The sequence below is a fragment of the Palleronia pontilimi genome (assembly GCF_016412875.1).
Classification (GTDB): Bacteria; Pseudomonadota; Alphaproteobacteria; order Rhodobacterales; family Rhodobacteraceae; genus Palleronia; species Palleronia pontilimi.
In genome coordinates this window covers 1-12397 of record NZ_JAEKPD010000035.1, presented here as the reverse complement: position 1 = coordinate 12397, position 12397 = coordinate 1, and the positions used below count along the sequence as shown (strand labels likewise).

Here is a 12397-nt window from a genome sequence, read left to right as displayed (position 1 = left end):
TCAGGGCTCTCCGCTCGTTCCGCCAACCGAGCAATGTTGGCGAGGAAGTCGAATTCGAAAGGAGAAGCCTGAGGAAAAAGCGCGAAATGCGGCGTCACCAAGGAAAACCTACGCCTCTTCAAGTGATTGGCTCACTCTGTGCTTTTTCTGGTGGATAAGCGGGAAATATTTCGGCTAAGAAAATCAGCTTTCCTGTTCGCGGGCCTTTGACCAAGCTCTTTGTGCTAAGAGCCTCATCAGTCTTCTGTGGTTGCTTTCGTTCAGGCGGGCGTCCAATTCCGCTTCCGCAAAGTGAATCCATGCGGACATGCGGGGGTCGAGAACCAAGACCTCGAGGATAACGGCCAAATCGGCGTCCGAAGCACCCAGCATCGGCTCATTTCCTCTCTGATTGCAAATGGCTTGGCGGAAAAAGCATTCGCATCCGTGCCACTTGAGTATCGCGAATAAATGGGTCTCCCATGCCGTCGTATCGACTTTTATCGCGTCCGAGTTGGCTCCGAGACGAAAGCGTAGATTAGTTATTGTGCCGAGCGGCTCCTGTCGCAAATCAGGCCAAACCAAAATGTCCGGTTCACACAAGCGCTCGCGACGCATCTGCCGAAGCCGCCGGGCGCATGCAAGTGCTCGGCGTGTGATGCGACGCTCAAGGCCTTTTGGATATGTAATTTCCGGTGGAGTAATCATGCCAGTCTTTGCCCTTGGATATAACGAGATTGGCCATTTTATCATGATGCGAAAAAGGTTCGCTAAGTCGCTATCAACATTATTGGCGTCGGCGTTAGAACCGAGGGATGTCCCTCACCTACCAAGCTTCGCGGGCGCGGGCAGACTGCGCTGCGTCCTTCGCTCCCAAGTCTTGATCAGGAAGAGCGCGACGGTGCTCGCGGCGTGAATGGCGATCCGTCCGGATCGGGGCCGCTGCGTCCCAAGCTGTTCTTTTGAGACAGTCCCTGAGGGGCGCAAGCCGGAAATTCACGGCGCTCGGCATCCGATGCAAGCGGTATCGGGAAGAGGCCCCGCCCACGTGGCCGGGACCTCCAACCCGCCTCAGGCCGCCAAGGCGCGATCCACGGTCGCCAAGACCTCCTCGACCCGCGCTCCGGACCAGCGCACATGCGTGTCGACCGCGTCAGGCCCCGGGAGACCCCACGCGGTCTCGAGGAAGCAGCGGCTGGGAAGGGCGCGCAGGGTCTCGAGCAGGACCTCGAGAAATGTCCGGGCGTCCTCGAGCAGATCCCGGAGATCTTCCGCGGTAGACTCCGGTTCGAGATGCAGCTGGTCCAATGCCTGGAGCGCGCTGGCGGCCTGTCCCAGGCCAACCTGGGCGAGCACGCGGTTGAGCGTGTCCCGCTCGGCGTCGAGCCATGCGCCGAGGCGATCCAAGGCGAGGTCGAGGGTTGATACGCCCTCCAGGGGCGTGGCGAAATGCGTGAAGACGATCGAGTTCATGGTGAACCTCCGTGATCGAAAGTCCGGGGCAGTTGTGCCCAAAGGCCGCATCGGGGGGGACGGCGAGATCGCCGCCGCGGCCGTCAAGGAGATCGAGAGGGGTTGGGGTCCTGTATCTGCGTTCGAAGTTGATATTGGCCGCTGCCCTAAACGACGAAGAAAAAATATCGAAAAACTCGTCCAGCACTCCCGGTTGGAAGCGTCATTAGGCCGAGATGGCGATCTTTGAAACATGGATGGATTTTGTAAACCGCGCCGCCGTCACTCAGCACTGGGCTGGGAAAGCCCCGTCGCATTCGAACGGAAGATGGCAAAACGAGCACTTGTAGCGGCACAGAAGCGCGAGGGGTCCTTTTTGCGAACCCGGCAGTTACGGTCTTCAAGAGCCTGTTCGTCAGCCCGGCGCGCGGGCAGGGATATCCGTTCGATCGGAGTTCCCGTGGACCCAGGCTACCAAGGCTGAAAGGCTTGCGTCGCGGTTATCCTTTTTGAGAGCGCACTCCCACACCACCCCAACTCGCCAGCCCATGTGGAGGAGCGTTGCTATCGCTCTCTCGTCACGTTCGACATTCCTCGCGAATTTGGTTGTCCAGAAGGCTTGGTTCGACTTCGGCGTCGTGGCAAAACGGCAACCTTGGTGCCGGTGCCAGTAGCAGCCGTGCACGAAAATAGCGGCCCTATGGCGGGCGAGCACGAGGTCCGGGCTGCCGGGGAGCTTGCGGACATCGAGGCGGAATCTCAGGCCCCGTGCATGCAGATGGCGGCGAACCAGCAGCTCCGGGCCGGTGTCCCTCCGCCTGTTCGCGGCCATCATCCTGGATCTGACCTCGGGTGAGACTGTATCAGCCATAAAATTGCCTCGGCAGCACCTTTGCTCCTCCGACAAAATGGTTCAGTGTGCGGAAAATGAAAGAAGCTTTCGGAATCGTTGATCTATTCTCGGGCCCCGGCGGCCTTGGCGAGGGCTTCTGCGCCTTTCCAGGCAGCCAAGGCGGGTTCGAGATTGACGTCTCCGTGGAGAAGGACCCCGTGGCGCATGGAACGCTCAAGTTGCGTGCCTTCCTGCGTCGCTTTGGATCTCAATTTCCGCCCGAATACATTGACTTCATGAATTTTGGCGGTCCTGAGCCGAATTGGTCGGAGCTTTACCCGCGCGAATGGGCTCAGGCTGAACGGGAAGCTCTGAACCTGACCTTGGGAGATCCAGAAACCGAAACGATTTTGGACGAACGCATCGCCGACATTCGGCGACGGCGCGGCGATCGGGTTGTTCTCATCGGCGGCCCGCCGTGCCAAGCCTACTCGCTCGCCGGCAGGGGCAGGAAGCCAAGCGACCTCGGATACGTTGCGCACGATGAGAACCGCCATCTCCTTTACCAGGAATACATCAACGTCCTGAGGAAGCTGCGTCCGGCCGCTTTCGTCATGGAAAACGTCAAGGGCATGCTTTCGTCGAGTATTAAGAAGCGAAAGGTATTCGACTTGGTCACCGAGGATCTGAGATCCGGGGGCGGTTCTGCGGAATACGAACTATTTCCATTGGCCGGCAGCACAGAACTTCACGAGTATGCACAACCGGAAGATTTTGTCGTGGCGGCGGAGGACTATGGTGTCCCTCAAACGCGCCATCGGGTCATTATCGTGGGCCTCAGGCGAGACCTGTTGTCGACGATGGATCACTTCGAGCCGCCTCGCCTCGATGCAGCTTCCCGCCGAACTACTGTTCGTGACGTTCTATCCGCAATGCCAATGCTTAGAAGCGGGATAAGCGCGCGCGACGGTCTTTGCGACAATGTCGAAGACTGGAAGCGGATTGTCGCCTTGGGGGCGGCCAAAATAGCGGTCATGCCGAATGACCTTGAGGGAAGAGCTGCACAAAAGTTTTCTGAGCTTCTTAGCGCCGTCGATAGGTCGCGAAAGATCATTGTCGAAAAACGCATGGGCGCAGCCGATGGCACGAAGCTGCCTGACAGCTGCCCCGATGACCTCAGGGATTGGTTGGTAGACGATCGGTTGACCAGGCTATCGCTACACGAGACCCGCGGACACATGGCCGGCGATCTCGAGCGGTATCTCTTCGCATCCTGCTGGGCGGCCGCGACCGGCTGCTCTCCCAAGGCGGCAGACTTCCCGGATGGCCTCGCCCCTAAACACTCCAATTGGAAGTCCGGCAAGTTCAATGATCGCTTTCGGGTCCAGCCTTGGGATCTTCCGTCGTCTACCGTTACTTGCCACCTTTCGAAGGATGGACACTATTTCATCCACCCCGACCCTTCCCAATGTCGCAGCATGACGGTGCGCGAGGCCGCGAGATTGCAAACCTTCCCGGACAACTATTTTTTCAGGGGCAACCGCACGCAGCAATACATCCAAGTCGGGAATGCCGTCCCACCATTCCTCGCATCGAAGATTGCCGCCGCCTTGCATCCAGTGTTGATCCAGATTTTCGGTGCCGCGACACCGAGCATCGATAAAATCAAAATGGCCGCGATATCGGCATGACAGATCGACCCTGCGACGGAGAAAGTTCGTATCACGAGGTCCGGCCGAACGCCGGGGCGCTGATCGAAAGCCTCCGAGACATCGGCTACACGATGTCGAGCGCATTGGCCGACATCGTCGACAACTCGCTGACGGCCGAAGCTACGAAAATCTCGATCAGAGTTCGATCAAATCCAGATGATGCTGCCATCGGCATCATTGACAACGGAGTCGGGATGTCACGGTCGGAACTACTCGAGGCGATGCGCCCCGGGTCGCGCTCGCCAACTGAGGCGCGAAGCGCCGACGACCTGGGCAGGTTCGGCCTTGGGATGAAGACGGCATCCTTCTCGCAATGTCGACGATTGACGGTGGTGACCCTCCGTGACGATGCCGTTTCAGTGGCAATCTGGGATTTGGACGTTGTGGTCGCTCGGAACGCGTGGGTTGTCGAAACTCGCCAGTCGGCGGATGGCATTCGCTTCGCCGACCTTCTGAGGCACGACGGCACGCTCATTCTCTGGGAAAAGCTCGACAGGGTCGGCCTCGAACTGGGGAGCCAGAATTTTCTGAGGATCATGGACGAGACGTCTCGGCATCTCGAGCTGGTGTTTCACCGCTTTATGAAATCGGAGAAGGGACGGAAGGCCGTCTCGTTCGAAGTCAATGGACGGAAACTTGTGCCCGTCGATCCGTTCGCAGAATGGCACGATGCGACGATCAGGCAGGCGGAGGACCGTCGCGTCGTAGGTGGTGGCACCGTAACGATCCAGCCCTTCATCTTGCCGCACCGCAACAAGGTGGCCTCCGAGGCGGAATGGAAGAGGATGGGCCTCCGGGAAGGCCACATGAAGTCGCAGGGCTTCTATCTCTATCGGAACAGGCGTCTCATCCGACACGCAACTTGGTTTCGGATGGCACCTCAGCACAGGTTGACCCAACTCGCTCGTGTGCGGATCGACATCGGCAACGAGAGCGATGTTGCGTGGAAGATCGACGTGCTCAAGGCTTCCGCATCACCACCGCCCGCCCTTCGAGATTACCTCAGGAGGCTGATCGAAGGCCTCGGCGGAAAATCAAAGCGCGTTTATCGCAAGCGCGGTGCGAAACTGACAGACGAGAACCCCCTTCCGCTCTGGCAACGAAAAAAGACCGACAACCGCATCAACTACGCGTTGAACGAAGATCATCCCTCGGTGGCGGCGTTTGCGTCCACCCTGACGGAAGAGCAGGAAAACGCATTCGGCGAGGTCTTGCGTCTCATCGCGGCTGGCTTGCCGGTCGAGGCGCTCTACCACGACATGGCTGAAAATTTCACGGACATCAGGCAGGAAGGTCTCGACGAGACTGAGCTTCGAGAAAATGGTCGCAAATTGATCGATCAACTCCGTGAGATGGGACACGAAGACGGTGACATCGCGGCGATGATGAAGGTTGTTCCACCCTACGCCGGGAACGAGCAGGTAATCAGCGAACTCTTGGTTCAGGAAATGGCGGCACCATGAATATCCTCACGTTGGAAAACATCCGCGCTTTGATCCGCGACTTCATGATCGAGACATACAGGACCGAGGAAGACCTGCGGGCCGAGATCGAGAAATATGCACCGCTCGCGCGTGCGGAAGTGACACGCGAACAACTCGATGAACTCTACGACGAAATGCGCATCCGCCACGGCGTCTTGGTCGAGACCGGAGCCGCACTTGTGGCACCCGGTTTCACGCCTTGGTTCGATGCGAGGCGGCGGGAGGAAACCGACTGGTTCTACTGGACCCGCTATCGAACACAGCTTGCCAATTCGGGCTTTCCAGGGCCGGTGCTGGAGGCGATGAACGAGAAGACTAACCGGGTCATCGAGCTTTGCGGCGATCCGCAAGCGGACACCCCGTTCGATCGCCGCGGCATGGTGATGGGGGATGTCCAAGCAGGCAAAACGGGCAACTACACCGCGCTCGTGAGCAAGGCGGCCGATGTCGGCTACAAGGTCATCATTATCATTGCCGGTATCCATGAGAATCTGCGGAGCCAGACCCAGACACGTATCGACGAAGGGCTGATCGGACGGAACAGTGACATCTCACGGTTGGAAAATGTGCGGGATGACGGCCGAGTGGGCGTCGGATTGATTGATCCGTCACGTGAACCGAGTGCGATGACCACGCGCCAGGCAGATTTTCGGAAGGGGCAGGCAGATCAGCGAATTCCGCTCGTTAACATGGAAAAGGAGCCGATCGTTTTCGTCATCAAGAAGAACGCGAGCGTCCTGAAGAATTTCCTGACATGGCTGAAGGCGTCCAACCTCACTCGTGGCGGCGTGACAATCGATCAACCGATGATCCTGATCGACGACGAAGCCGATAACGCCTCGATCAACGTCGCTAAGGGGCCGGAGGCGGTTTCGCGGATCAACGGTCAGATTCGTGCGCTTCTGAACCTCTTTAGCAAGAGTTCTTACGTCGCGTTTACTGCCACGCCCTTCGCCAACATTTTCATCGACCCGGATCTCCAACACGAGGAGGCCGGGCGCGACCTGTTCCCAGAACACTTCCTTATCGCTCTGGATCGGCCCGGGAATTATTACGGCGCAGAAAAGGTCTTCCTCGGCGAACCCGATGAGCAAGCCGACCGGCCCACACGCAACATCGAAGACAACGAGCCCCACCTGCCGTTGAAGATGCCCAAGGGCCAGCAGGTCCAGGATCTTCCGGAATCACTGGTGACAGCAATCCGGACATTCATCGTCTCCGGGGCGATCCGTGATCTCCGCGGGCAACGAGACAAGCATCATTCCATGCTGGTGAACGTCTCGCACCTCACGTCTGTCCAGACCGATGTGGCGAACCTCATCCGGCACCGCATGAACGAGATCATCCGCCCGGCATTGAAACTGCATTGTTCTCTCCCCCCTGACGAGGCCGCGGCGAATGCCGAAGCGGCCGCAATGAGGGATGTCTTCGACGAAGAGTATGCCGATGCAGGAGTCGATTGGGAGGACGTTTTGCCGCTCCTTGATCGGGTGGCGGGACGAGCCGCTGTCTACGAGGTGAACAGCAAGTCGGGCGAGAAGCTGGAATATCCGGAAATCAAGGATTCCGAAAACGATCAGGTCACGGCGATCGCGGTCGGTGGATATTCCCTGTCTCGGGGACTCACACTCGAAGGGCTGACCATCAGCTATTTTCTAAGAAACTCCAAGGCTTACGATACTTTACTACAAATGGCCCGTTGGTTCGGTTATCGCCCAGGTTACGAGGATCTCTGCCGGGTATGGATCAAGGATGAGGCCCGCCGCTGGTATTCCCATATTGCCGAGGCATCTGAGGAACTGAGACAGGATTTGCGCTACATGGCCGCGTCCGGAGCGAGCCCGCGGGAATTCGGCCTGCGTGTTCAGCGCCATCCGTCGGCCTTGGAAGTGACGGCACGCAATAAGGCCGGGAGCGGTCAGGAAGTGATTGTCGACATCAGCCTGTCACGCAGCCGTATTGAGACGACGGTCATTCATGACAACGGTCCGGGCGATGATGCCGAGGAGAACCGGCAAGCGGCGATCCGGCTCCACGACCGGCTTTCAGCCAAGTCCCGCAAGATGGATGGCGAAAGCAAGCTCTTCTCTGCCGTCTCCTCCGATATCGTCAAGGAGTTTCTCCAAGACTTCCGAAACCACCGGGACGCCGAACGGACGCAGACTGAACCGGTGATCCGATACATCGAGGAGCGCGAGGACGAGAACCTTGATGAATGGGACGTCGCGTTTGTCGGCAGTGAAAAGGCCGATGCTGCAACTTTTGATGGCTTCGGATTCCCCTTGCGCATCCAGACCCGGACGCCAGCCGCACGCGAGGATGGCAAGGTAATCGCGACCAGCCGCCGGTTCTCATCGCGCGGGGTCGTCCGGTTCGGCATGACTGATGATGCCCTGGCGGAGGTGCGAGCGGAAGCCGCAGCCGAAGGCACGAAGAACATCGCGGACAGCGCATACTTGGCGAAGCGGTGCCGTCCGATATTGGCGGTGCATGTTATTGCGCTTCTTGATCGGGAGACGGGGGAATTGACCGAAGAGCCTCCAGTCACCGCGTGGACCATCGGGTTCCCGACATCAGAGAAAAAGGGAAAGACGGTGAGTTATCAGGTGAACACGATCTGGTGGCAGCAGAACCGCGGCGAGATCGACGAGGAAGTGGGAGAGGCTCTTGACCGCGAAGAGTGACGATCCATGGTCAGAAATTCAGGCTTCACCGCCTGGCCCGCGCTTGAATGGGCGTCTGGTCGCGGAAAGTCGGCCTTGGGAAATATTTCGCGCGCTTGACCATCTCGGGCGACGCATCCTGTTTCTCGTCCATGCACGTGCCACTACCTCTGGGATCGCCCTCCCCAAGATCGCAGGCCTTGATGTCGAAGCGCGGGTGCGAAGTGAAGACGACAAGGGCATCCTGTCGGTCACGTTGGAAAATGCCGATGACGCGGACATCTTCACGCGATTCACGGATGACATCATCGAGACGGTTGCGGCGGCTCGCGACGAAGTGACGGCCGTCCAGTCCTTTGTTGGCCGAATGTGGAAATGGCACGCTCTCCTCAAGGGAGGCAGGAAACCGACTCTTAGTCGAGAGGTGCAGCTGGGCCTGATTGGCGAGCTGTGGACGCTCTTGAATATCGTCGCGCCCTCGAGGGGACTCGATACAGCGGTAGTGGGTTGGCGGGGCTCCCAGCGTGCGCCGAAGGATTTCGAACTTTCCGAACTGTGCATCGAGTGCAAGGCGCGTGGCGCGGCCTCCCGGAACAAGGTCCGGATCACATCAGAACATCAACTCGACGATGTGCCCGGCCATCAATTGATCCTGCTCGTTCACACTTTTGCATCCACGGGTGAGGAGGATGTGGGAGCCCTCGATCTCCACGAGATGGTGGGGCAGGTCCGCTCCGCGATTGCTTCAGACGCACCGCACGCCTCGAAGGCGTTCGAAGCGGCGCTCGAAGATGCCGGCCACGACGACACCCACGAATACGAGGTAATCGTGCTGCACAGGGCTTTCGATGCCTACAAGGTCCAAAGCGGCTTCCCGAGGATAGTTCCCGGCGCCTTTCCCGATGGCCCGATCGAGGTGGCGTATGACCTCCCTCTCGCTGAACTTAGTGTATTTCACATGAGCGAACGCGATTTCAATGACCAGCTTGCAGGCGAGGGATGACGATGGGCGAAGATGCACAGTATGCCGACATGCTCCGAGAGGATGTCAGGCTGCTTTCCGAAGCGAATGGCACCTCGATGGAGGAAGCATTCTTCGCCAGGGTATCAGACACGATCACCGGTTCCGGGGAGATCGACGACTTGGAGTATTTTCACCACCGGGGCACCCAGCAATCCGGCATCAGAGTGGACGGCTGGGGCGGTGATCCGCGGAAATCCAAGCAACTGTCGCTTCTTGTCGTTGACCACGCTGACGATCAAGGCGCGCCGACACTGACCGGCACGGAGTTGAACAGCCAGTTCAAGCGCCCCCTGCGGTTTCTGAAGGCAGCGCTCGACGAGGATTGGCGCAACAGGCTCGAGGAAACGTCGCCGGGCTTCGAATTGGCCGACATGATCGCCGCGCGATGGTCATCAGTGAAAAAGATCCGCCTGCTTCTGCTCACTGATCGCAAGCTCAGCAGCCGTATCGATGGGCGCGATATGACCGAGTTCATGGAGCGTCCCGTCAGCTACAGCGTGTGGGATGTCACCCGTCTCGAGCGGATCGAGAACTCATCGATGGGGCGGGAGGATATCGTTGTCGATCTTGATCAGCACGGAGGAGCGATACCCGTTCTTCCAGCTCACATGCCGGATTCACCATACGAAGCATATCTTGCCGCCCTCCCGGGACCGGTCCTCGCGTCGATTTACGACCGGTGGGAGGCACGCCTTTTGGAGCAGAATGTGCGGGTTTTCCTTCAGGCGCGAGGTAACGTGAACAAGGGAATTCGGAAGACCATCGAGGAAGACCCGTCGATGTTCTTCGCCTACAACAACGGGATCACCGCCACAGCCGAGGCGGTCGAGATCGAGGAGCGGGCCGGCATTCCCGTGATGACCCGTCTGACGAACCTCCAGATAGTGAACGGAGGGCAGACCAGCGCTTCCATCCACGCCGCCCTGCGAAGCGGGAAGGACTTGTCGAAAACTTTCGTCCAAATGAAACTTTCTATCGTCGATGCGGATAAGGCCGAAAAAATCGTTCCGGATATTTCTCGGTATGCGAACAGCCAGAACAGGATCGCAGCCGCCGATTTCTTCTCGAACCATCCCTTCCACGTCCGGATGGAGGAAATTTCGCGAAGGCTTTATGCGCCAGCGAAGGAGGGAAATTTCACACAGAGCCGCTGGTTCTATGAGCGCGCTCGTGGCCAGTTCGCGGATCGCCGCTCCAGCCTGACGCCGGCACAGCGGCGAAAATTCGACTTGGAGCACCCAAGAGCGCAACTCTTCACTAAGACCGACCTCGCCAAGGCGGAGATGACCTGGCGCGGGCGGCCTGAATTGGTAAGTCTCGGAGCACAGAAGAACTTCGCCCATTTTGCCCATGCCATCGGCAAGGAGTGGGAAAAGCGAGATGAAACATTTTCCGAGGAGTGGTTTCGGAGCGCGATCTCGAAGCTGATAGTCTTCCGGAAGACGGAACGCATTGTCTCGGACGCGACTGGTTCGTGGTATACTGGCGGCTTACGCGCGAACACAGTCTGCTATGCGATCGCCAAGCTGGTCCACGATGTCGCCCAGCGAGGGCAGTCTCTTGACCTCAATCTGGTCTGGAACAGTCAGAGCTTACCTGAACCGCTGATCGATGTCCTCGACCAATACGGCGAAGCCATGCACGCGCACCTGCTATCTCCGCCAGCCGGCGGGAGCAACCCGACGGAATGGGCAAAGAAGAAGGCATGTGTTGAGACCGCGATGAAGACCGAAATCGAGTTCCGCAGTGATCTGTCGGACATGCTTATCGGCACTGCCGAACGACGCCAACGAACGGCGGAGGGACGTCGCGATCAACGCGTGGTGAGCGGCATCCAAGCCCAGGCCGCTGTGGCCGAGATTGGATCGGCTGAGTGGCTCTGTCTCAGGAAATGGGTCCGAAGCTCGGGGATGCGACTGACGCCCTCTGAAGACGGCATACTCGAGGCGGCCACTCGTCTCCGGCTGCGGCCGCTTACAGAAGCTCAGTCCGTTAAGGCGATGGCCGTGATGGAGCGGGCGCGGAACCAAGGGTATCGATCGCTTGATGCAGGGCAAATTGCAAATTGACGGTGTGTCCGAATACTATGATGCTCAGCAAACTCGGGAAGTCCGAATGGTCACATCCTCAAAGTTTTTTCAACTTCTCAATTTCGCGAAGCGCGACACGTTCAAAGCGCTTGATTTGCCTGGATATTTTTTCGTCTCCGCCGAACGCGGCGGCGCTGCGCCGCCCGTAGGAGGAGAAATTTCGAACGGTCCTAACACCTTCATTGTCGCGCACCTTTAAGTGGGTGAAGCGGCGATAAAGTCGTTTCGTATGTGCCTTGGTCGACTTTCCGGAAGCTATGTTAAGCTCGGCGATCTTGCGAGTTCTACGCATCGCCCTTCGCATCTTCCGCCACTGGCGCGCGAGTGAGCTATCTCGAATGGCTGGTCCTGCCTCGTGTAGCGCGAAACCGAGGTATTGCGCCGCTTTACCCGCAACGGAGACTTTGCCCGTGAATTCAGTCCTTTCGGTCTTGTGCGGCGAGATCTCCAGCTTCTCTGCCTTGATGAGATCCATTATCTTAGCTTCGGCCGCTGTGGCGTGAGCGGGGTCGCAGACGACCAAGATGTCGTCCGAATACCGTCGATACAGCGCGCCGACGCTGTCGCAGTAGGCGCGTGCAGCCGCGTCGAAATCAATCATGTAAAGGTTCGACGCTGCTGCGCTGATGGGAGTGCCCTGGGGGATGCCTCGTCGATGCCCCTTTGCCAGTTCGGGGTTTGGGTGGAACCTGATGCCATTGGCTTTCAACTCTTCGACGCTGGCGATCCGGTCCCGGCTGTTCTCCTTCAGCCGGGCAGAAAACGTAACGTTCGCCTTGAGTTCTTCCATGTCGACGTAATGGAAGGCGGTAATCGCCCGAAACACGCGCATCCAATGTTCGGGGAGCGACGTCACGCCCAACACGGTTTTTAGACGGCGCTTCAGGAGCGTGTGGTCAAGGTTGTCGAAGAAGCTGCTGACGTCGAACGCCAGTATCGTGACGGGGGCATTGATCTTGGCAAATGCAAGCACCTCCGCCGAAAAATCGTAGTTACCGCGTCCAAGAGCACGATAGGCCAGAACGTTATCAGACAGGCCTTCGGCGTCATAATGGGCGTCCAGCAACGTATTCATCTCGCTGGCGTAGAACGAAAGTAGGTTGACCTTCCCCCGCGGTTAGGGCCATTGCGAACTGGACTTTTCCACCTTTGAATGGACGA

8 protein-coding genes are annotated in these 12397 nt (G+C 58.4%); 5 read left to right on the top strand and 3 right to left on the bottom strand.

Annotated elements, in window-relative coordinates; all coding sequences use genetic code 11:
* Nucleotides 1–1050: 1050 nt before the first annotated feature.
* Both ILP92_RS18055 and ILP92_RS18045 read right to left on the bottom strand, forming a co-directional pair.
* Nucleotides 1051–1452, bottom strand: a complete 402-nt coding sequence (locus ILP92_RS18055) for a hypothetical protein (RefSeq protein WP_198917811.1) — start codon at nt 1450–1452, stop codon at nt 1051–1053.
* A gap of 394 nt (nt 1453–1846) precedes the next feature.
* Complete coding sequence (locus ILP92_RS18045; protein ID WP_198917810.1) at nt 1847–2302, bottom strand: very short patch repair endonuclease; 456 nt, start codon at nt 2300–2302, stop codon at nt 1847–1849.
* A gap of 56 nt (nt 2303–2358) precedes the next feature.
* On the opposite strand from ILP92_RS18045, the gene ILP92_RS18040 reads away from it, so the two are divergent.
* The 5 genes from ILP92_RS18040 to ILP92_RS18020 are packed head-to-tail and all read left to right on the top strand — an operon-like array spanning nt 2359 to nt 11215.
* Nucleotides 2359–3954 carry a DNA cytosine methyltransferase gene (locus ILP92_RS18040; RefSeq protein ID WP_198917809.1) on the top strand — a complete coding sequence of 532 codons (1596 nt, stop codon included), beginning with the start codon at nt 2359–2361 and terminating at the stop codon, nt 3952–3954.
* Nucleotides 3951–5438: an ATP-binding protein gene (locus tag ILP92_RS18035; protein ID WP_198917808.1), complete on the top strand. Its 1488-nt coding sequence runs from the start codon at nt 3951–3953 to the stop codon at nt 5436–5438. Before ILP92_RS18040 ends, ILP92_RS18035 begins: the two co-directional genes overlap by 4 nt.
* Nucleotides 5435–8143, top strand: a complete 2709-nt coding sequence (locus ILP92_RS18030) for a Z1 domain-containing protein (RefSeq protein ID WP_198917807.1) — start codon at nt 5435–5437, stop codon at nt 8141–8143. The genes ILP92_RS18035 and ILP92_RS18030 overlap by 4 nt, the downstream gene beginning before the upstream one ends.
* Nucleotides 8127–9125: a PD-(D/E)XK motif protein gene (locus ILP92_RS18025; RefSeq protein WP_198917806.1), complete on the top strand. Its 999-nt coding sequence runs from the start codon at nt 8127–8129 to the stop codon at nt 9123–9125. The genes ILP92_RS18030 and ILP92_RS18025 overlap by 17 nt, the downstream gene beginning before the upstream one ends.
* A 2-nt stretch (nt 9126–9127) precedes the next feature.
* Complete coding sequence (locus tag ILP92_RS18020) at nt 9128–11215, top strand: AIPR family protein (RefSeq protein WP_198917805.1); 2088 nt, start codon at nt 9128–9130, stop codon at nt 11213–11215.
* A 58-nt stretch (nt 11216–11273) separates the two neighbouring features.
* Here the strand turns inward: ILP92_RS18020 and ILP92_RS18015 are convergent, their stop codons facing one another.
* Entirely contained in the window at nt 11274–12311 is a 1038-nt protein-coding gene (locus ILP92_RS18015) for a reverse transcriptase domain-containing protein (RefSeq protein WP_198917804.1), read from the bottom strand.
* Between the last annotated feature and the right edge of the window lie 86 nt (nt 12312–12397).

Bases quoted from the DNA above. Each gene is read 5' to 3' on its own strand.
- ILP92_RS18045 (WP_198917810.1), bottom strand. From the start codon at position 2,302: ATGGCTGATACAGTCTCACCCGAGGTCAGATCCAGGATGATGGCCGCG.
- ILP92_RS18020 (WP_198917805.1), top strand. From the start codon at position 9,128: ATGGGCGAAGATGCACAGTATGCCGACATGCTCCGAGAGGATGTCAGG.
- ILP92_RS18040 (WP_198917809.1), top strand. From the start codon at position 2,359: ATGAAAGAAGCTTTCGGAATCGTTGATCTATTCTCGGGCCCCGGCGGC.
- ILP92_RS18015 (WP_198917804.1), bottom strand. From the start codon at position 12,311: ATGAATACGTTGCTGGACGCCCATTATGACGCCGAAGGCCTGTCTGAT.
- ILP92_RS18035 (WP_198917808.1), top strand. From the start codon at position 3,951: ATGACAGATCGACCCTGCGACGGAGAAAGTTCGTATCACGAGGTCCGG.
- ILP92_RS18030 (WP_198917807.1), top strand. From the start codon at position 5,435: ATGAATATCCTCACGTTGGAAAACATCCGCGCTTTGATCCGCGACTTC.
- ILP92_RS18055 (WP_198917811.1), bottom strand. From the start codon at position 1,452: ATGAACTCGATCGTCTTCACGCATTTCGCCACGCCCCTGGAGGGCGTA.